Source organism: Corynebacterium glaucum (genome assembly GCF_030408855.1).
Taxonomy (GTDB): domain Bacteria; phylum Actinomycetota; class Actinomycetes; order Mycobacteriales; family Mycobacteriaceae; genus Corynebacterium; species Corynebacterium glaucum.
Genome location: NZ_CP047358.1, coordinates 1,942,810 through 1,962,896, shown reverse-complemented (window position 1 = coordinate 1,962,896; position 20,087 = coordinate 1,942,810). Strand labels below are relative to the sequence as shown.

General features: G+C 61.7%; 18 protein-coding genes. 13 read left to right on the top strand and 5 right to left on the bottom strand.

The window, feature by feature from the left end:
• The first annotated feature begins 13 nt into the window (after positions 1 to 13).
• The 4 genes from CGLAUT_RS09510 to CGLAUT_RS09495 all read left to right on the top strand — a co-directional run bounded on the left by CGLAUT_RS09510 (position 14) and on the right by CGLAUT_RS09495 (position 4,585).
• Positions 14 to 463, top strand: a complete 450-nt coding sequence (locus CGLAUT_RS09510) for a DUF4233 domain-containing protein (protein ID WP_290184842.1) — start codon at positions 14 to 16, stop codon at positions 461 to 463.
• Positions 464 to 480: 17 nt separating this feature from the next.
• Positions 481 to 786, top strand: a complete 306-nt coding sequence (locus CGLAUT_RS09505; RefSeq protein ID WP_095660524.1) for a hypothetical protein — start codon at positions 481 to 483, stop codon at positions 784 to 786.
• A gap of 24 nt (positions 787 to 810) precedes the next feature.
• Positions 811 to 1,221 (top strand): nucleoside-diphosphate kinase, encoded by a 411-nt coding sequence (gene ndk / locus CGLAUT_RS09500; RefSeq protein WP_095660523.1) that lies wholly within the window; start codon positions 811 to 813, stop codon positions 1,219 to 1,221.
• Positions 1,222 to 1,438: 217 nt separating this feature from the next.
• Positions 1,439 to 4,585, top strand: coding sequence for a translation initiation factor IF-2 N-terminal domain-containing protein (locus tag CGLAUT_RS09495; RefSeq protein WP_343898726.1), 3,147 nt, complete (start codon positions 1,439 to 1,441; stop codon positions 4,583 to 4,585).
• 56 nt (positions 4,586 to 4,641) lie between these two features.
• Here CGLAUT_RS09495 and CGLAUT_RS09490 read toward each other — a convergent pair whose 3' ends face one another.
• Entirely contained in the window at positions 4,642 to 5,979 is a 1,338-nt protein-coding gene (locus CGLAUT_RS09490) for a hypothetical protein (RefSeq protein WP_290184839.1), read from the bottom strand.
• Positions 5,980 to 6,256: 277 nt separating this feature from the next.
• Between CGLAUT_RS09490 and CGLAUT_RS09485 the strand changes: the two genes are divergently transcribed.
• From CGLAUT_RS09485 to CGLAUT_RS09475, 3 genes are all read left to right on the top strand, one after another.
• A complete protein-coding gene (locus tag CGLAUT_RS09485; RefSeq protein ID WP_290184837.1) occupies positions 6,257 to 8,083 on the top strand; it encodes a dynamin family protein in 1,827 nt (608 codons plus the stop codon).
• A 2-nt stretch (positions 8,084 to 8,085) separates the two neighbouring features.
• Positions 8,086 to 9,546, top strand: a complete 1,461-nt coding sequence (locus CGLAUT_RS09480) for a GTPase (protein WP_095660519.1) — start codon at positions 8,086 to 8,088, stop codon at positions 9,544 to 9,546.
• A gap of 72 nt (positions 9,547 to 9,618) precedes the next feature.
• Positions 9,619 to 11,772 carry an Hsp70 family protein gene (locus CGLAUT_RS09475; protein WP_290184834.1) on the top strand — a complete coding sequence of 718 codons (2,154 nt, stop codon included), beginning with the start codon at positions 9,619 to 9,621 and terminating at the stop codon, positions 11,770 to 11,772.
• 190 nt (positions 11,773 to 11,962) lie between these two features.
• Here the strand turns inward: CGLAUT_RS09475 and CGLAUT_RS09470 are convergent, their stop codons facing one another.
• Positions 11,963 to 12,496: an RNA polymerase sigma factor gene (locus tag CGLAUT_RS09470; protein ID WP_290184833.1), complete on the bottom strand. Its 534-nt coding sequence runs from the start codon at positions 12,494 to 12,496 to the stop codon at positions 11,963 to 11,965.
• A gap of 8 nt (positions 12,497 to 12,504) precedes the next feature.
• Positions 12,505 to 12,921: a hypothetical protein gene (locus tag CGLAUT_RS09465; protein ID WP_290184831.1), complete on the bottom strand. Its 417-nt coding sequence runs from the start codon at positions 12,919 to 12,921 to the stop codon at positions 12,505 to 12,507.
• Positions 12,922 to 13,207: 286 nt separating this feature from the next.
• On the opposite strand from CGLAUT_RS09465, the gene rplU reads away from it, so the two are divergent.
• Together rplU and rpmA are read left to right on the top strand one after the other, a co-directional pair.
• Positions 13,208 to 13,513, top strand: a complete 306-nt coding sequence (gene rplU / locus CGLAUT_RS09460) for a 50S ribosomal protein L21 (protein WP_290184829.1) — start codon at positions 13,208 to 13,210, stop codon at positions 13,511 to 13,513.
• Between the two features lie 15 nt (positions 13,514 to 13,528).
• Positions 13,529 to 13,873: a 50S ribosomal protein L27 gene (rpmA, locus tag CGLAUT_RS09455; RefSeq protein ID WP_095660514.1), complete on the top strand. Its 345-nt coding sequence runs from the start codon at positions 13,529 to 13,531 to the stop codon at positions 13,871 to 13,873.
• 70 nt (positions 13,874 to 13,943) lie between these two features.
• On the opposite strand, the gene CGLAUT_RS09450 is transcribed toward rpmA, so the two are convergent.
• Positions 13,944 to 14,699 carry a hypothetical protein gene (locus tag CGLAUT_RS09450; RefSeq protein WP_095660513.1) on the bottom strand — a complete coding sequence of 252 codons (756 nt, stop codon included), beginning with the start codon at positions 14,697 to 14,699 and terminating at the stop codon, positions 13,944 to 13,946.
• Positions 14,700 to 15,513: 814 nt separating this feature from the next.
• Here CGLAUT_RS09450 and obgE point away from each other — a divergent pair.
• Positions 15,514 to 17,013, top strand: a complete 1,500-nt coding sequence (gene obgE / locus CGLAUT_RS09445) for a GTPase ObgE (protein ID WP_290184825.1) — start codon at positions 15,514 to 15,516, stop codon at positions 17,011 to 17,013.
• Positions 17,014 to 18,135, top strand: coding sequence for a glutamate 5-kinase (gene proB / locus CGLAUT_RS09440; protein WP_290184824.1), 1,122 nt, complete (start codon positions 17,014 to 17,016; stop codon positions 18,133 to 18,135).
• Positions 18,136 to 18,141: 6 nt separating this feature from the next.
• Here the strand turns inward: proB and CGLAUT_RS09435 are convergent, their stop codons facing one another.
• The gene (locus CGLAUT_RS09435; protein ID WP_290184822.1) at positions 18,142 to 18,465 is read right to left on the bottom strand and encodes an ArsR/SmtB family transcription factor; all 324 of its coding nucleotides are present in this window, start codon (positions 18,463 to 18,465) and stop codon (positions 18,142 to 18,144) included.
• A gap of 56 nt (positions 18,466 to 18,521) precedes the next feature.
• On the opposite strand from CGLAUT_RS09435, the gene arsB reads away from it, so the two are divergent.
• Both arsB and CGLAUT_RS09425 read left to right on the top strand, forming a co-directional pair.
• Positions 18,522 to 19,622, top strand: a complete 1,101-nt coding sequence (gene arsB / locus CGLAUT_RS09430) for an ACR3 family arsenite efflux transporter (protein ID WP_290184820.1) — start codon at positions 18,522 to 18,524, stop codon at positions 19,620 to 19,622.
• A gap of 29 nt (positions 19,623 to 19,651) precedes the next feature.
• Positions 19,652 to 20,071 (top strand): arsenate-mycothiol transferase ArsC, encoded by a 420-nt coding sequence (locus CGLAUT_RS09425; protein ID WP_290184818.1) that lies wholly within the window; start codon positions 19,652 to 19,654, stop codon positions 20,069 to 20,071.
• Positions 20,072 to 20,087 lie beyond the last annotated feature (16 nt).

Below are 20,087 nucleotides of genomic sequence, written 5' to 3'. Positions count from 1 at the left end.
TTAGGATGAGCCTATGGCGCGTGAACAAGCACAACCGAACATCGGCCCCCTCGGCCCCGGTAGCGACCCGGTCAAGGATCCGCTGAAGAGTCTCGGCAGCGTGCTCTCCGGCACGCTGATTTTGGAAGCCATCACGATCTTCCTCATCTTGCTTGTCATCCTCAAGGTGGATGATGGCGCTATGTGGACCACCTTCAACTGGGTCTACATCACCGTCATCGGAGCCGCGCACGTCATCATGGCGTTTCTCCAGCGCATCCCAGGTGCTATGTGGATCAACCTCGCGCTGCAGATTCCGCTGCTCCTCGGCTTTTTCATCCACTGGTCGGTGACAGCAGTCGGCGTCATGTTCGCGATCGTCTGGTACTACATTGTGAAGCTGCGCTCCGAAATGATTCAGCGCATGCGCGGCGGCTACCTGGTCACGCAGCACATCGGCTCGTCCGCTGATCCCGCTCGTTAAGCGGTATAAACAACACCATGCGCTATGTAGCTTTCATCTTCGCCACCGTGTTCTCCATCGCGGCGATCGCCGGTCAGTGGCTCGGGTGGCCCCAATCCATCAACATTCCAGTAATTCTGCTCGCTGGGGCATGCTTGGTTTGGGGTTTCTTCGACATCTACTCCAAGCAGGAGGAAAAGCCCATAGTGCTTGACGACGCCCAGCGAGCCACCATCAAACGCATGAAAGAGGAAGGCAACCACCAACTTGCCATCCAGCAAGTCCAGATGTGGTTCCGTAACCCACCCGCCGAGGAGGCGGCACGCATCGTGCGCGAGGTCTAGGCCGGTTCGCTAAACTCGAAAACCATGACTGAACGTACTCTCATTCTGATCAAGCCGGACGGTGTCGCGAACGGCCACGTAGGCGAAATCATCACGCGCATTGAGCGCAAGGGCCTCAAGCTGGTCGAGATGGACTTGCGCACCGCTGACCGCGAGACCGCTGAGAAGCACTACGAAGAGCACAAGGACAAGCCGTTCTTCGGTGAGCTGGTGGACTTTATCACCTCCGCTCCGCTGGTGGCAGGCATCGTCGAGGGCGAGCGTGCCATTGAGGCCTGGCGTCAGCTCGCTGGCGGCACCGACCCGGTGTCAAAGGCCACCCCGGGCACCATCCGCGGCGACTTCGCACTGACCGTCGGTGAGAACGTAGTCCACGGCTCCGACTCGCCGGAGTCCGCAGAGCGCGAGATCGCGATCTGGTTCCCGAACAAGTAGCGTTCGCACGTTTATGCCCCGCGTTATGCGGGGCATTTCTTGTGTCCCAGGACGGCTTCATACACACCCGTCCATCAAGGCTGTGTAACAATAGGAAAACAGACTTTGCATAACTACACAGCCAGCGCGGGCTTGTCTGCATCGTGCGGCGGCGGCGAACCTCTCGCCAGCGCCCGGTGTACACACCCCGCGGATGCCGGCGACAGAGGAGAAAACTGTGGCACATACTGAAGATTCGACGGAACAGCAGCAGTCGGACGCGACCAAGGCTCCACGAAAAGCAAGCCGAAAAGCCGCGAAGAAAACGGCGAAGAAGACCGCTAAGAAGGCCAGCAAGAAATCGGTAAAGAAGTCCACCAAGGCCGCGGCCCCGAACGAGAACGCGGCTAAAGAGAGCACCGCCCCGAACCCGTACGCAGACTTCGATCGCTCCCAGCTCAGCGACAAAATGCGGGTCTTCCAATTCGCAAAAGCACTCGACCTCACCTCAAAGGATCTCATCCTCGCGCTCTCGGACCTAGGGGTGGTGAAGGTCGCCCAATCCTCGCTGACTCGAGCAGAGATGGAGCAGCTTCTCGACGCCTTGGCGGCGAAGGGGGATAGCCCCGAGCCGGAGGCGGCACCTGCTGAAGAGAAAATTCGCGAACGCATCCGCAAAGACGTTGCCAACGAAATCACCCAGATCGAGCGCAAGGTCGAGGCGGAGCTCACTGACCGCGAAGAAGACCGCGATGAGGATGATGTCACCGACGCAGAGGATGATGCGCTGACCGATCCCGAAGACGTGGACGACGCCTTCGACCTTCTCACGGACATCGAGCCCGAAGTCACTCCCGCCCCGGTGGAAGAGAACCCGGCGTACGCCCCAATCTTCAAGGCACCGACCCGTTCGAAGCGCCGCCGCGCAAGCCGCCCGAGTGATGCCGAGGCAGCGGACGCTGCGAACGCCAGTGACGGCGCTGCTGACGCTACTGACACTCCTGACACTGCTGACTCCGCCGAGGTTGCAGGCACTGCGAACACCGTTGAAGCCGAGGCGTCGGCACCGGCAGAGACTCGGAGCCGCAAGCGCCGTCGCGGATCACGCAAATCCTCGGAGACCAAGGTCGACACGTCGGATGAGAGCGCGAATATCCTGGGCGTCGAAGACACCGATGACTTTGTCGGTGCGCAGAACGTCGTAGACGTTGAAGAACTCGAGGAGCCGAAGGCCATTAAGGGGTCTTCCCGCCTCGAGGCGCAGCGCCGTCGCCGTACCGAGAAGCGCGAAGAACAGCGGAAACGCTCGCGCATTGTGTCACAAGCGGAATTCTTGGCACGGCGCGAATCGGTAACGCGAACCATGGTGGTGCGCGAGCGAGATCGCCACGACGGACCGGGCCGCATCACGCAAGTTGGAGTGCTTGAAGACGGGCTGCTGGTCGAGCACTTCGTCACCTCTGACCAGCAGGCGTCGATGATCGGCAACATCTACTTGGGACGCGTGCAGAACGTGCTACCCAGCATGGAAGCAGCCTTCATCGACATTGGCCAGGGCCGCAACGGCGTGCTGTACGCCGGCGAAGTGGATTGGAAGGCTGCTGGCCTCGGCGGTCGTTCGCGCCGCATCGAGCATGCGCTGAAGTCGGGTGATCAGGTCGTCGTTCAGGTGACCAAGGACCCGGTCGGTCATAAGGGCGCGCGTTTAACCACCCAGATTTCGCTGGCCGGGCGCTTCCTGGTCTACGTTCCGGGCGGCCGCAGCGCGGGAATTTCCCGGAAACTTCCGGCCCCGGAACGCAAACGCCTCAAGGAGGTTCTGAACAACGTCGTACCCGGCAAGGGTGGTGCGATCATCCGCACCGCGGCCGAGGGCGTTCCCGAGGACGCGATCGCTGCCGACGTCAACCGACTGCACACGCAGTGGGAGGCCATCCAGGAACACGCAGAGCGAGAGAAGAACTCCAAGGGCGCCAAGCCGGTGACGCTTTATGAAGAGCCGAACCTGCTGATCAAGGTCGTGCGCGACTTGTTCAACGAAGACTTTGCGGCGCTGATTGTTGACGGTAAGAAGCCGTGGAACACGGTCAAGGCCTATGTCGAGTCGGTCGCACCGGATCTGGCGGACCGGTTGGAGCAGTTCGACCGCAACGACCACGGCGGCAAAGACGCCTTCGAGGTGTACCGCGTCGATGAACAGATCCAGAAGGCGCTGTCGCGCTCGGTGTGGCTGCCGTCCGGCGGCAGCTTGATCATCGACCGGACCGAGGCAATGACCGTCATCGACGTCAACACCGGTAAGTTCACTGGATCTGGCGGCTCATTGGAAGAGACGGTGACATCGAACAATCTCGAAGCCGCAGAGGAAATCGTCCGCCAGATCCGGCTGCGTGATATCGGCGGGATCATCATCATCGACTTCATCGACATGATCCTTCCCGAGAACCAGGATCTCGTGCTGCGTCGATTGAAGGAGGCGCTCGGGCGCGACCGCACCCGCCACCAGGTGTCCGAGGTGACATCGCTTGGTCTGGTGCAGATGACGCGCAAGCGCCTTGGTACTGGTTTGTTGGAAACGTTCTCCGAACCGTGCGAAACCTGTGGTGGCCGAGGGATTGTTCTCGCCGAGGATCCGGTAGACCACGACGCGCACGATGACCACCCGCGCCGGGGCAAAGACAGGGACCGTCGCCGTCCGGTTGGTGAGCACCCGGCGGCGAAGGCCATGCGCACCCACTCCGAGGAGGAGTTGGATGAGATTGCTGGCTCCGTGATCGCGGATCAGGGCGATGACGCAGGGAATGGCGCCGGCGGCGACGGCGAAGAGCGCGAGACAAAGCGGTCTCGCCGCCGGGGTCGACGCGGTGGCTCTCGCGGACGCGGTAAGCAGCGTGAGGCCGACTCGACAAACGTCGAAGCGACCGATGCTGCAGAAGCTGAGGTGTCCAGTGATGCGGCTTACGCTGTTGAGGCAGCAGTGGCCGCAGCGCAGGTGGATTCAACCGAGCCGGTGAAGGCTGCGGAGTCTGCTTCGCAGACATACGAGGAAGCGGTCGAAGAGTTCGAATCGTCGCCGCGCCGCAAACGCCGCACCCGCGGTAACTCGAAGTCCGATTACCGCCCAAAGCCGGAGGACTTTGTGCAGCCGGCAGAGGTTGAGGTGGAGGAATCCGAGGCGGTTGAAGAGGGCGTCGATAAGCAAAAGCCCGCAACAACCCGCAGTGGGCGAGGCAGGCGACGTGCGTCGCGGCGCTCGACCTCGACTGCTTCCCAGCCGAAGAAGCAGGAAGCCCGCGAGGGGCGAGTCAAAGCTGCCTCGAAGGATTCGGCGACCCAAAGCCGCGCTGGGCGTGGGCGTCGTCGAGCGAGCCGCAAGTCCTCGTAAACAGCGCATGAAAAAACCGGGCCATGCGCCCGGTTTTTCGTGTGTGTGGGGGAGGGTTATGCCAGCTCGGTGCCGCCGAAGTCGATGTCGCCCTCTTCCGGCATCTCCGGAGCGACGTTGGTGGTGTTGATGTTCTCCTGCTGGTCGTAGTAGCCGTCACCGTCGGTGTCGGTCAGTCCGATGTCGCCATAGCCGTCACCGTCGGTGTCGATGAGGGCGGAGTCGGTGAGGTGGTCGCCGTCGGTGTCGACGTGCTGCTCGTCCGTGCGGCCGTCGTAGTTGGTGTCGAGGTTGATGGTGTCGAGGTTGCCGTCACCGGTGGTGTCGATGTGCATCTCGTCCGCGCGACCGTCAGCGTTGCGGTCGAAGAAGGCTGCGTCTGCGAAGCCGTCGCCGTCGAGATCAACCATCACGCCGCCGTCAGGGGTGCTTGCGGAGTTGACGCCGTGGTTGCCGCTCGGGTCGCCCTGTGGAGCGGCGCCAACCGGTGCGTCGCCCTCCATGTCGCCCAGGTCAACCTTGTCAGCCTCCGGCGCGGATTCCGGTGCGGTCTCCGGCTGGGCCGGGCGCTCCTGCGCCGCTTCAGGCTGTGGCTGTGCTGGCTGCTCCTGCGGTGCCTCCGGCTGTGCTGCCTCCGGCTGCGGCTGAGCGGGCTGCTGCTGCGCCGGCTGCTCTGGTGCTGCCTGCTCCTGCGGTGCTGCCTCCGGCTGTGCTGCCGAGGCTGCGCCCGCACCAGCACCTGCCGCTGCTCCGGAGCCACCGGCCAGGTTGCCGTCGAGGTTGTCAAGCAGGTCGCGCTGAGCTGCGTTCGGGCCGGTCGGGGTGCCGCTCACCGAGTCGACGCTGCCGTCTCCGTCGCGGTCGTAGGCGTTGTAGTCCATCTTGCCGTCGCCGTCGGTGTCGAAGGCAACGTTGTCGATCTTGCCGTCGTCGTTGTGGTCGTAAGCCTTGACATCTGCGACGCCGTCGCCGTCGGTGTCGTACTCGATCACGTCGACCGTGCCGTCGCCGTCGTAGTCCTTCACCGAGGTGTCCATCCGGCCGTCACCGGTGGTGTCGATGTGGGCCACGTTGTGGATGCCGTCGCGGGTGGTGTCTTCGGTGGCGTAGTCTGCGACGCCGTCACCGTCGGTGTCGACCTCGACGCGGTCTGCGACACCGTCGGCGCCGCGGTCGAAGACGCGGGTCTCTGCGACGCCGTCGCCGTCCATGTCCACCATGAAGGTGTCCATCTTGCCGTCGCCGGTAACGTCCTGGGCACCCAGCACCTTGCCGGTGGCTTCGTTGCCCTCAGCGTCAACAAGGCGGAGCTCGTCGGGGATGTTGTTGCCCTTCTCCTGTGCGTTCGGGGTGGTGTTCGGGGTGGTGTTCTGGTTGAGGTTCTCGCCGGACATTGTGCTGCCTTTCTGGGCTGGATCCGTTCCCGGATCTGGTTTCGGTACTTGCTGACTTGACACTGTCTCTGTCCTGTCACACATGTAATGGGCAGCATAAAGCGAAGGTTCCCGGAGCGCTCAAGAAAATCTCAGCCCTCATGCCAAATCTCTTATCCGTGCAGGTGAGAGGCATACTAGAGAGTTCGGAAACTATTAGACTCGGGGAGCAGGCGCCACGAAACGCGATTAATATACCGTGGCACGTTGGTAGGCGTAGTAGAAGAAAGATGCACCAATGGAATCTCAGACGCAGCAACCCGTGCGAGGTCCGCGGGAGTTTTTTGATCGGGCGGCCGCGATCGCGCGGCGCTATGGACATACGGACGCTGCTGACGTCGCGGAAGCGCTGCTGAACGCGAAGTTCAAGGCCGGCACCGTCGTCGTGGTTGGCGAGATCAAGCGCGGCAAGTCTTCTCTGGTCAACGCGCTTGTCGGTCAGCGGGACCTGTTGCCGGTTGATGTGATGACCTCCACCAGTGCACCCATCCGCGTCACCGTGAACCCGGTTGAAGAGGGACCTGCTGAACCTCAAGTAGCGGTGCTGCGGGGTAGTAAACGCCAAGCGATCGCTGCTTCAGATCTAGACAAATACGTCACTATCGACGGCATCGCCGGCGCCCGCGCCGGCAGCGACGACGATGAGCTGGCCACCGCGGCTGCCGTTGAGCTGGCGTATTCGGAGCTTGCCGGAACGCTGGTGGTGGACACGCCAGGTGTCGGCGGGTTGGATGAACATGCCGTGCACGCCGCGTTCAACGAGGCACACCACGCGGGTGTGCTGCTCATGGTTTGTGATGCGTCGACGCCAATCACCAAACCGGAGATGGACATTCTCGCTGAAGCTCGCAAAGAGGTCGGCGCCGCCATCGTAGCCGTGACCAAAACGGACAAGAATATCCGCCGCTGGCAATCCATCGTTGAAGACAACAAGCGACTCCTCCGTCAACACCTTGGGGCGGAGATCCCGGTGATTGGTGTGTCCAGCCTGCGCGCCATGGACGCGCAGGAGATGGAGAGGGTGAACCCGGAGAAAGCTGCGGAGATCGCGAGCCGAAGCGGCATCGTTGCGCTGCGCCAACACCTTCGCAGCCTGCTTTCTGACCCGGCCACGCTGGGGCTGCGTGGCGGCATCGAATCCATCACGCACACGCTTAAGGGCATTCACACCCAGATTGGGCGCGACATCGCGATCCACACGTCGCCAGCTGATGGCGTGGGTAAGCTCGAGGAAGAACGAGAAGAGCTGGAGCGACTCAAGGAGCACGCGTCCGAATGGGAGCAGCTCCTCGGCCGCGACATTCAGTTCATGCGAAATCGCATTATGGACGATCTCGATACCGAGATAGAGCAGGTGCGAAACTCCTGGATCCAGCGCATTAACAGCGACGGTGTTCGCGTGCTGCGTTCCAAACCGCAGGTATTCACCAGTCAGATCGAGGCTGAGCTCACTGAGTTGATCAACACGACCTTGAATACCCAGCTCGAAGAGCTTCGCAAACTGGCCACCCCGCTGTTTCCGGACCAACCCGACATCGTCAACACCGTTATCGGCGCTGCTGTTGATTCGATCACTCCCGAAGAGGTCAAGGGCCGCGAAGTAGACAAAAAAACCAAGGACTTGCTCGATCCGTCGCTGGCCACCATGGGCATGCTCGGTGCCGGCGTGCTGTCGTTCATGATTCCCCTTGCGCCGCTCGCCGGAGCCGTGTGGATTGGTGTGAACGTGGGATTCAAGGCATTGCGCAACGGCAAGCAACACCTAATTTCGTGGCTGCGCGAAATCACCCAGACCACTCGCGTGACCATCAACCGCATGCTCGACACCATGCTCGCCGCTGCCCGCACGGAAATGGTGCTGCGCTACCGGGCCTACTTGCGTCAGCGCCAGAAAGAAGTGCAGGAGCACATCAAGGAAGCCCATGAAGCCGCGCGCGCGAGCGAAGCGGAGCGCAAAGAAACCATTACCCGCTTGACCAAGAACGCCAAGATCGTCGAGGCGACGATTGAGGAGCTGAATCACCACCTGGCCACAATGCACGCGCCGCAAGGGGAGTTGAGCTAGCCATGACCGCAGCACCAAACCAAGCCCACCGGCAATCTACGGAATCGCTCAACGTCTTGCTGCGGCAGAGCATCGAGGCTCTTGCGCAGGGCGGGCCGAACACGCAGCACGCAGCGAATGAGCTGCGGGAACTGGTGAGTAGCCCACCACGCGTCGCCGTCATCGGCCGCCTGAAAGCCGGCAAGTCCACACTGGTCAATGCGATGACAGAAACCCGCATCGCCGCTACAGGCTCGCTGGAATGCACGATGACGGTCACGATCTATGACGAAGGCGCCCCTGCCCGCGCCGACATCATCGGACTCGACGGCAAGGTCAACACCGTCCCGCTCGGCGGAAACGTCCTCACCGACCTCGGACGCCCCGTCGACGAGGTCGACTACGTACGACAGTTCGTCCCCATCGCCCGCCTGCGCGACTTAGGGATCATCGATACACCGGGCACGGCAACACTGACCGTCGAAAATGAAGCTCGCACTCGCCGCATGCTTATCGACGGATCCAAGGACACGCAAAGGGCTAGCTCCTGGGCGGATGCGGTGCTGTTTCTTTCGGATTCAGCGCCGCGTGATGACGAGCGTGCGTTTATCGCTGAGCTTGGCATGACGCCGCTGACCACGGTGGGAGTGCTCTCGCGCGCCGACTCCTTCGGGCCAGGCGCGTTTGGCCACGAGGACCCGTTAGAAATGGCCAACCGCTATGCGGACCGGATCGGTGAACAGCTCGGGGCGAGCGTTGGCGTGGTGGTGCCGCTGTCCGGTTTGCTTGCTGAGTCCGCGCTGACCGGGCGGGTCAACGGCGCGCTGGCTCGCGACCTTGCTGCCCTAGCTTCTTTGGATCGCGAGCAGCTGATCGACTTCATCGAGTTCCCGGATCCCAGCCGTGTCGTAGAGGGATTCAACGCCGCGCAACGCGATGAGCTGCTTGACGTGATGGGGGAGTACGGGCTGGTCTACGGGCGCTCGGTTGCTGCCGAGCATGGACCTGGCGGTCTCCTGCAGTGGATGCGCCAAACCTCCGGCATTGATCGACTTACCGAGATCATTACGCAGTCCATGCCGTACTACGCCACCTTGCAGCGCGCCGTCCGGATTGTAGATGCATTGGAGAGTCTCGCGAACCAGCCCGAGATTCGGGACCACGTGCTGTGGGTGCAATCGGTGCTTCAATCTCAGCCGCAGATGAACGATGTCATGCTGTACCGCAGCTTCAAGAACACCGTGGCGGACTCTCCCGACTCGCGCCTGATCCCGCAATTGCGCGCGGTGATTCAGGGAGCGACGCCGGCGCAAAAGGTGGGCATGCCGGCTGACGCACCCGCCGAACGAGTGACCGTAACACTGCGCCAAGAGCTTGCTGAGCTGCGTGAACTTGCGATGACACCGCTGTCAGCTGCAGAGGACGATGCTCGTGAGCACCTCATCGTTGCGTACCAGGCGGCTTGGAAGCAATTGAACACATAGCTAGTCGGAAACCAGTAAGTCTGACTAGACTTACCAAACTGTTACCTGGATCTAAGCGACATGGGAGTAGTTATGGCTGGATCGTGGCATTTGGCGATTGATTTCGGAACGTCGAATTCGGCCGCGGCACACACGAGCCCGTTTGGTGGATCGGTGGAGGCGCTGGCCCTGAGCCACCGCTCAAACCTGATGCCGTCGGCCATTTTCGTGGAATCGGATGGTTCCACTGTGGTGAGTGGCGACTCGGCGTTACTGGCAGGCCGGCGCGACCCCTCGCGCCTGGTTCTGTCGCCAAAGCGGTTTATCGACCATGACACGATCCAGCTGGAGGGCGACGATGTGTCGACCCAGCTGGTGTTCTCGGCGGTCATCCGAGAGATCATTGACCGTGCGAAGTCGCAGCATGGTGGTGATGAACCAGCGTCGGTGACGTTGACGCACCCGGAGCGTTGGTCGCATACAGCGTTGGGCAACCTTGTGGATGCCGCTCAAGAGGCCGGGGTAACGGCGCAGAATCTGCGGACGATTTCGGAGCCGCGTGCTGCGGCCATTCACTATGCGGCGCAGCAGCGGGTTGCTGCTGGTGAGCATGTGGCGGTGTTCGACTTCGGTGGTGGCACGCTAGATATCGCGGTGCTGCGAGCTGCCGAGAATGGTGACTACCGTGTGGTGGCGGCCAAGGGCGATAACTCGCTTGGCGGGCGCACCATTGACAACCTTGTTTTCCGCTGGGTGATTGACCAAATTGACCACGATGATCCAGATTTGGCTGATTCGCTGCGCAAGGCCCCTGCGTCCGTGATGAACGCGTTGCAGGAGAACATCCGCGAAGCAAAGGAGATGCTTTCTGACACCACGTCGGCGACGGTGACGATTTCGTCGCCCGCCGGTGAGCGTGACGTTCTGATTACGCGCGATGAGTTCACCCGCATTATTTCGCAGCCGATTGAGCGTGCCGCAGAGATGACGCAGGCGGTGCTGCGCGAGGCGGGTGTGGAGAGTTCGGACACCCCGATCTACCTCACCGGCGGCTCGTCGCGTATTCCGTATGTGCAAGATGAGTTGGGCAAGGTCGGTCGTGTGATGCGTCTTGACGACCCGAAGACTGTGGTGTGCCGTGGTGCGCTCGTGGCGACGATGCAGGGCTTTACCGAGCCGGTGCAGCCGGGGCAGGGATCGCAGCGTGCAGCAGCTTCGGGTTCGGGTGTGAACCCGTTTGGCGATGGCCCGGGTACTGGTGCCGGTGCTGGGACCGCGCAAGGTGGTTTTTCTGCAGTTGCTCCAGGAGCAGGTCAGTTTGGCTCCTCGCGTACTGGGCAGCCAGCCCAGCCGGACCAGTCCAATGTCGGTCAGACTCAGCCGTTCGAGACGCAGGGGCAGTCGCAGAGTTACTCGCAGGGTCAAGCACCGCAGTATGGACAGCCGGCGGCGTATGGCAGTGATTCGTCGACGCAGTCTGGTGGTTCGCAGTATGCACACTCCCCGGCTGGGTCAGTGCCGTCGAGTGCGCAGACAACTACGACGAAGAAGTCAAATGTTCCGCTGTTTGCCGGCGTTGGGGTAGCCGCTGTTGCGTTGCTCGCCGGTATCGGCTGGTGGGCACTCAGCGGCAACGATGGTGATGGAGAAAACGACCCCACACAAACCATGGCCGCACCCACCACCGAGGCGGACAACTCAACACCAACTACGGATCAAGCGACGTCTGCAGCCCCCGCATCCACCAGCGCAAGCGATGCAGCAACGCCGAGTACCCCGAAATCCGGCAACTCGTACGAGCCAATGGACGTTCTTTTTGGCGACGTTGGCTACTTGCCCGCCCAGTTCCGCGAAGCCATTCGAGTTTGCAAGGTTGACCCCAAACCAGTCGGAAGTGACTTTGGCAAGGATTGGCTAAAGGACAAACAGACTCCGTACCACTCGTGTAACGCAGAGCAAGCCTTGTGGCCTGAAAACGAATTGCTTGCGCCACGTTTGATTGTAGGCGATCCAGCAAAGCAGGCCCGGGACGACTTGGCGGCGTTTAATGAACCGGCTCCTGAACAATGGGCAAATGGAAGCCCAGAGATCTATTTTTTGAATTACCAGTTTGGGGGATTGCCGAATGCTGCCGTGTACTACCCAGATCAGCAACTAATGGTCGTTTTTGTTGGTAAAAATGGTACCGATGAAAACGACGAGAAGACTAAGGTGCGCAGTGGCCTCGAAAAGCTTGGGTTTCTATGATGCTTGATGGTTGCTCCGGTCGGGTGATCGATTAGATCGATCACGACTATTTAGCCCTCGCTGATGCGTTGCGCAACGCCCGGCCTACAGTGATGAATGCCTGCTAGCGGCGCTAGTCAGGCCGTGGCTACCGAGTGGGCGCAGCAGCCCGGGTTCCGCTAAGCGGAAATTCCGCGAGGCGGAAAACCCGCTACACCCCGTCGGCGCCGATCGCGTCCTTGAGCTTGTTGCGCGCGCGGTTCAGGCGGCTCTTCACCGTCGCCACCGGTACGCCCTGGTGCGCGGCGATCTCCTCGTAGGACAGCGACGCGTACTCGCGCAGGACGAGCACTTCTTTGAAATCCGGCTCAAGCGTCTCCAATGCTTGGCGCACCACCATGATGTCGGTGATGCGTTGCTGCAGCGGCATCGCAGAGTCGGCTTCTTCGGCGCCGGCCTCATCGTCAGGCACATCGCGGCGCTTGCGCAGAATCTCCAGCGCGGCGTTGGAGGTGATCCGGTACATCCAGGTGGAGAACTTCGCCTCGGGGCGGAACTTCTCAATGTTCTTCCACGCCGAAATCATCGCGTTTTGCATCGCGTCTTCGGCATCGTGGTGGTTGCCGGTAATGGACAGGGCAACAGCCCACATCCGCCGGTTTGCCTCGCGGATGAGGGCTGCATACGCCTGTTGGTCCCCGGACTGCGCGCGGGCGACTAGCTGTAATTCCTCGGTACGATCCACTGTGGCTCCTAGAAGTCCGCCAACGGGTCATCGCCGAGGCTGCCGTCAAACCCGCCGAGATCCTGGCCCAAGTCGTCGCCGGGATCGCTGCCCAGCTCTTCGAGCGGATCAGGACTTTCGGTGGGAGGTTGGGAAAAGGGGTCCAAGGAGCCGTCGATAAGCGAGCCGCTCTCGTCGAGCTCCGGAACCGGATCCGTGTCCGGATCGTGCGATCCATCATCCAGATCCCCGAGGTCGATGTCGAGTGAGTCCTCAGTATCAGCGACAAACGTGTCGGGGTCTGGGATGAGATCGGTTCCCGGGTCGGGGGTTGCGGGGTCGACGGCGACTGTCAGCATCTGCGACAACGCGTCGTCAGATAAACCGGAGTCGCCGAACAGATCGCTAAACGGCGGAAGATTGTATGCTTCGGTGAACTCGTTCATCGTTCAAGACCTCCTTTCACGTGTCGGTGAGCGGGTGGAACAGCACTCGTCTTCCGTCAGTGTAATGGGTGGCTGGGTGCGCATGTTCCCGCGCAGAGCGGTTTGGTCTTTGTTGTGGGGGCAGTGTAGCCTATGACAGTCGCTGTTTTGGGGCGTCACCGCCTTGTTGCCCAAGCATGCGGGCACGGCGGGTCGAAACCGCCCGAAACGCTGAATGAGAACACTGTTCCAAACGCTCACCGTTGCATGCCGGGAGCGTGCGAGTTGAGTAAAGGGGTAACCCTCTATGTACGCGATCGTCAAGACCGGCGGCAAGCAGTACAAGGTTGCCGAAGGCGATCTGGTCAAGATCGAGAAGCTTGAGGGCGAAGCTGGCGGCAAAGTTGAGCTCACCCCGATCCTTCTCGTCAACGGCGCAGATGTCACCTCCGGCACGTCTGACCTGTCCAAGGTGAAGGTTGAGGCTGAGATCGTCGAGCACGGCAAGGGCAAGAAGATCGACATCCTCAAGTACAAGAATAAGACTGGCTACAAGGTTCGCCAGGGCCACCGCCAGCCGCTGACCACTGTCAAGATCACCGGTATCAAGTAAAGGGAGACAGAAACAATGGCACACAAGAAGGGTGCATCCAGCTCCGCGAACGGCCGTGACTCCGAGTCGAAGCGCCTCGGCGTGAAGCGCTTTGGTGGCCAGCAGGTCAAGGCCGGCGAGATCCTGGTTCGCCAGCGCGGCACCAAGTTCCACCCGGGCGACAACGTCGGTCGCGGCGGCGACGACACGCTGTTCGCGCTGACCGCTGGCGCTGTCCAGTTCGGCATCAAGAAGAAGCGCCGCGTGGTCAACATCGTCCCGGCTGACGGCGAGGGTGTGGCTTCCGAGGTTCTCGAGGCTGCCGAGGCAGCAGGTGTTGTCGAGGAAGGCACCACCGAAGAGGCCACCGCTACGGCATAAGAGCTTTTCGCTTGACGACGGCGCGTCGCAGATCTCCCACGATCTCGGCGCGCCGTTTGCTGTTGCTGGATCAGTTACGTCTTCTAATGAGTCGCTCAACACGTTGGGTTCGCTCGTCGGTCTGCGTCCCGAGCGCGATGATCGTTTGCTCAATCCCCCAGCTGAGCCGCTTGAGTTCTTTCTGTCGGAGGTCTCCCAAAGCTTGACGATCTTCAAAATCAAGAACGGCGCATAGTTGGTTGATGTCTTCGTAGTGGCGGCGCTTCTTCGTGTCGCTGTGGTTCAGGAGTGCAGAGCACTTTTCGTAGAGCGCGCCTATCGCATCTGGTCGGTTGACGGTGAGTGTCAACTCGTCGTCAACTGTAACGGTCACTAGCTCCGAACGGTCGATACCGAACTGCGCACCTCTGGTTGCAAGCAAACGCCCGATTCCGGGAAATTTCTTTTCGTACGTACTGGGACGGAGACCCGAGGGTGCTAGAACGTCAATCTGAGCCTTGATATCTCGTTCCCCCGCAACAGGACGTTCCCAACGATGATCGTGCCCAGCTGGATTTGGTGGCTGGGCAATACGAAAACCGCATCCACTCAGCGCGTGACCCACGTTGTGCTTGGTTCTCGGGTGGGCGCGAATGTCCAGAATTAGATCGATGTCGGTAGTAGATCGAGTGGAAGCGGCGTTCCGTTCTGTCGTGTGCAGCCTGACGAGGGTGCCTCCTGCCAGGGACCAGCCGAGGGGTAGCACTTCCGCTAAGTCCCTGAGGCCTTCCCACGAGGCGCGCTCGCTCGGATCTGTAGTGAAGAGCCGGATTGGTTCCTCAGGCATAAGGCAAATCCTCCCGGATCTCATCCAAAATTCGTTCGGCGGCGTCGACGGACCTCGAGCTGGTGTCCCCGGCGAGGTCTGTAAGAATGTGAAGTCTTCCGAGCCGCACCGGGACAGAGTTGGCTTTGCGGAGAGTAACGTTGTTTTCTCCGCGAGGGACCTCCTCCAAGAAATACATATCCGTGAGAGCCTGGAATTGTTCTTGGGCTACATATCCGTCCACCGTTTGTGTAGCTATGGCAGAGCTTGGGTGCGATACGCCCGTTAAAAGAATGCGTGAGTCGCGTCGCAAATGCTCCAAGTCTTCGTTCTCGGCGGAGTAATAGCTAACGTTCACTCCGTTGCGATCTGCATAGGCCAACGCCACCGGCAACCCGCCGTTGACAATATGGCTCGCCCTCTGTGAGCTCCGAAATCTCTCCTGAGGGTTCAGTACTTTCCCCCGAAGGTCGAGGTACTCAGCGAGCTGATCAAACGAGCGTGTCGAAAGTTTGGGTCCGGGCAACCGCACCTTTTGTACCACGGGAGGGGGATCGAGAATTTGCCATGTGTTACCGATCTTCCGTGCCCGTATCTGGCCGTCCTGTATCTGGGCCCGCACTCGCCTAGGAGAAATGTTCAACTGGTTCGCGTAATCCTCGACTGTGAAACCCACTCTCAGCCCCAACGGTATGGAAATGCAATGAACATTACGTAATTATTCCGCAATCGGAATAATTGTGCAATCGATATGACCTTATTAGTCCCGAGAGATATGGACCTGCTGACCAACCGACTAACATGCACCAGGTAACTAGGGAGAAGGGCGGACGCAATGACGCAATTCGTTGACCGTGCGGTGCTGCATTTGCAGGCCGGCGACGGCGGGCACGGTTGTGCCTCCGTGCACCGCGAGAAGTTCAAGCCGCTCGGCGGCCCAGACGGTGGCAACGGCGGCCACGGCGGCGACATCATCCTTGAGGTCTCGCCCCAGGTGCATACGCTGCTCGACTTCCAGTTCCGCCCACACGTGAAGGCGAAACGCGGTGGCAACGGTGAAGGCGACCACCGCAACGGTGCCCGCGGCGAAGACCTGATCTTAGAGGTTCCGGTGGGCACCGTTGTGCGCAGCGCAGAAGGCGAGATTCTCGCCGACCTTACAGAGCCAGGCACGCGATTCATCGCCGCGGAAGGCGGCTACGGCGGCTTGGGCAACGCGGCACTGGCGACGGCGAAGCGCAAAGCACCCGGGTTCGCGCTCAAAGGCGAACCGGGTGAAGCCCACGACCTCATCCTCGAGATGAAATCCATGGCTGACGTTGGGTTGGTGGGGTTTCCGTCGGCGGGGAAGTCGTCGTTAATCTCGGTGCTGTCTGCCGCGAAGCCGAAGATTGCTGACTACCCCTTTACTACTCTGGCCCCGAACCTTGGGGTGGTCGATGTCGGGCACGATACGTTCACGATTGCCGACGTGCCGGGGCTGATTCCTGGTGCGAGCGAGGGCAAGGGTCTGGGGCTGGACTTCCTGCGCCACATTGAGCGCACGGCGGTGCTGGCGCACATTGTGGATACTGCAACGATGGAGCCGGGGCGCGACCCGATCTCGGACATTGAGGCGCTGGAGGCTGAGCTGGACAGCTACGCCGATCAGCTGGACATGGATACTGGCCTGGGCGATCTGCGCGAACGCCCACGCCTGGTGGTGTTGAACAAGATTGACGTGCCGGACGGGCGCGAGCTTGCAGAGTTCCTGCGCGCGGACATTGAGGCGAAGTTCGGCTGGCCGGTGTTTGAGATCTCGACGGCGACGCGTGAGGGTCTCGACGAACTGAAGTGGGCCATGTGGGAGGTTGTGAAGCAGGCCCGCGCCGCGCAGCCGCGTGTGAAGGTGAGCGGGGAACCGCAGGTGATCCGTCTGCAAAGCCGTTCCAAGGATTCCGGCATTGTGGTTGAGCGTGACCCGGTGTATCCGGAGGGCTGGATTGTCACCGGCGAAAAGGCGGAGCGCTGGATCCGTCAGACCGACTTTGAAAACGACGAGGCGGTGGGCTACCTCTCCGACCGCCTGGAAAAGGCCGGTGTGGAAGACGCGCTGCGCAAGATCGGCGCGCGTGAGGGCGATGTAGTGACTATCGGTGAGGTCTCCTTTGACTGGGAGCCGTCTCGCGGCGGCGACCCGACCTTGGCCGGCCGCGGGCAGGATGCCCGCCTGGGTGGTACCGATCGCGCCTCTGCTGCCGAGCGCAAGCGTGCCTCCCAGGCTCGCCGCGGTCTGATCGACGAGTACGACTACGGCACCGACGAGGCCGCCGACACCGAGCGCTGGCAGGGATAAATGGACTCAGCTGATCTCCGCGCCCAAATTGCCGGCGCGCGGCGCATCGTGGTCAAGCTTGGAACAAGCTCGCTTGTCGACGCCGCCGGTGCCGTCTCCCAGGCCAAAATCGACCGCATCGTCGACGCGATCGAGGCGCGCATCGCCCGCGGCACCGACGTGATCGTGGTGTCCTCCGGCGCGATCGCGGCCGGCATGGGCCCGCTGGGGCTGCGTACCCGCCCGCAGGACTTGGCGACGAAGCAGGCCGCCGCAGCCGTCGGCCAGATCCACCTCGCGCAGTCGTGGGGCCAGTCATTTGCGCGATACGGCCGCACGATCGGCCAGGTGTTGCTCACGCAGGCTGATGCGGGTGCGCGCGAGCGCGCCCGGAACGCGCAGCGCACCATCGACCGGCTGCGCCAGATCGGCGCCGTGCCGATTGTCAACGAGAACGACACCGTCGCCACCTCCGAGATGCGCTTCGGCGACAACGACCGCCTCAGCGCGATCGTTGCCACCCTGATCAGCGCCGACGCACTCGTCCTGCTCAGTGACGTCGATGGCCTCTACGACCGCAATCCCTCGCACGAGGGGGCCAAGCTTATCGACGAAGTGCGATCCGGCAGCGACCTCGATGGGGTCCAAGCAGGCGATGGTGGCTTGTTTGGCACCGGCGGCATGGCGGCAAAGGTTTCAGCCGCGCGCCTAGCCACCCGCGGCGGTGTGCCGGTGCTGCTCACCGCCACCGAGCGGATCGAGGAAGCGATGGGGGATGCACAGGTTGGCACCGTGTTCCACACACGCCCGGACCGCAGGCTCAACGCGTGGAAGTTCTGGGCGCTCTACGCCGCGGACGCGGAAGGGGTGCTGCGCCTGGACGCCGGGGCGGTGAAGGCAGTGACCCGCGGCGGAACGAGCCTGCTCGCCGTAGGCATCACCGGCATCGAGGGCGACTTCCACGCCGGCGATATCGTGGAGATCCTCGGCCCCGATTCCGAAGTGATTGGCCGCGGCGAGGTCGCGTACCACGCCCGTGAACTGGCGAGTATGCTGGGCAAGCACACCGATGAATTGGACGCGCAACAGCGCCGCCCGGTGGTGCACGCGGATTACCTTTCCAACTACGCGTCGCGGTTGTAGCGCCGCCTAGTCCATCTGGAGCACGGTGCGAAGATCTGCAAACGGGGCGGAGCAGACCTGATGCGTGACGGTTCTGCCCGTGCGGACTCTTTCCAGCAACCCAGCTTCCGTGAGCCGCTTCAGGTGGTGTGAAACCGTGGGCTGGCTCAACCCGGAGCCCTGAGCGAGTTCAGTCACGCTCATCGGTTCGCACTCCTCGGCAGCCAAACGTGAAAGCAGTTGCAGGCGGGCGGGGTCTGCGAGCACTTTGAAAATGTCGGCGTAACGCTCCGCTTCCTCAACGGTGAGCAAACCTGCTCCGAGTGAGCAGCAATTCGGACGATTAGACAATCTCTCTCACCTCTAAGTATTGACAGGCGTCGATATGAAGGCTAGTTTTCATATCGATGAACGTCAATATACAGGCGAAACCTGCCCGACTGTCTTTCCTTGACCGGTTCCTTCCGGTGTGGATTCTTCTGGCGATGGCGCTGGGGCTTGCACTCGGGCATGCGGTCCCGGAGCTGGGCCACGTGCTCAAAGGGCTGGAAGTGGGTGGCATTTCCATTCCGATCGCCCTCGGCCTGCTGGTGATGATGTACCCGCCGCTGGCTAAAGTGCGCTACGACAAAACCCGCGAGCTGACGCGCGACACCCGGTTGATGGTCGTTTCCACCGTGCTCAACTGGGTCGTCGGACCCGCGTTCATGTTCGCGCTGGCGTGGACTTTCCTGCCCGAGGAGCCGGAGCTTCGCACCGGGTTGATCATCGTCGGACTGGCGCGCTGCATCGCGATGGTGCTCGTGTGGTCCGATCTCGCCTGCGCCGATCGAGAGGCAACCGCGGTGCTGGTGGCAATCAACTCGGTATTCCAGGTCGCGATGTTCGGCGTGCTGGGATGGTTCTACTTGCAAATCCTGCCCGGCTGGTTGGGCCTTCCCACGACTTCCGCGGACTTTTCGTTCTGGTCGATCGTGTCCTCGGTGCTGGTCTTCCTGGGCATCCCGCTGCTTGCCGGGGTGTGCTCGCGCATCGTCGGCGAGAAGACCAAGGGCCGCGACTGGTACGAGCGCACCTTTCTGCCGGCGATCTCGCCGCTGGCGTTGGTCGGACTGCTGTACACCATTGTCCTGCTCTTCTCGCTCCAAGGGGAACAGATCATCGCACGCCCGTGGACCGTGGCCCGGGTGGCGCTGCCGCTGTTGATCTACTTCGTGGGCATGTTCGCCGTGGCGCTCATCGTTGCAAAGGCAACGGGGATGGGGTACGCGCAATCCGCATCCGTCGCTTTTACCGCCGCCGGCAACAACTTCGAGCTGGCGATCGCGGTATCGATCGGCACCTTCGGCGCGGCGTCCGCCCAAGCACTCGCCGGCACGATCGGTCCGCTCATCGAGATCCCGGTGCTTGTCGGGCTCGTCTACGTCATGAGGTTCCTCGGGCCAAGATTGTTCCCGGGGGATCCCGCCTTGCCGCCCGCCCACTCATCGGCTCCAGCCGCGACTTAGCGGGAACCTATTAGGAAGGAACTGCCACTATGCAATCTACGCCTCAAGTACTATTCATCTGCGTCCGGAACAGCGGGAAGTCCCAGATGGCTGCGGCTTTGGCCCAGCATCATGCGGGGGAGCGGCTCGAAGTGTTCTCCGCGGGCACCGAGCCGGGCGCGTCGCTGAACCAGCAGTCGGTAGAGGCGCTTGCAGAGGTCGGAGTGGACATGGCGAAAGGCCATCCGAAGCCGATTGATGGGAAGCTCTTGCGCTCCGCTGACCGCGTTGTCGTGCTGGGGCAAGAGGCGAGCGTTGATCTGCCCGCTGACGCCAGTGGCACATTGGAGCAATGGCTTATCGACGAACCTTCGGAGCGCGGCATCGAGGGAATGGAGCGCATGCGATTGGTGCGCGACGACATCGACGCGAAGGTTCGCAACCTGGTTGCGGAGATGCTCAAACCGTGACGCGCGGCGTGCGCGA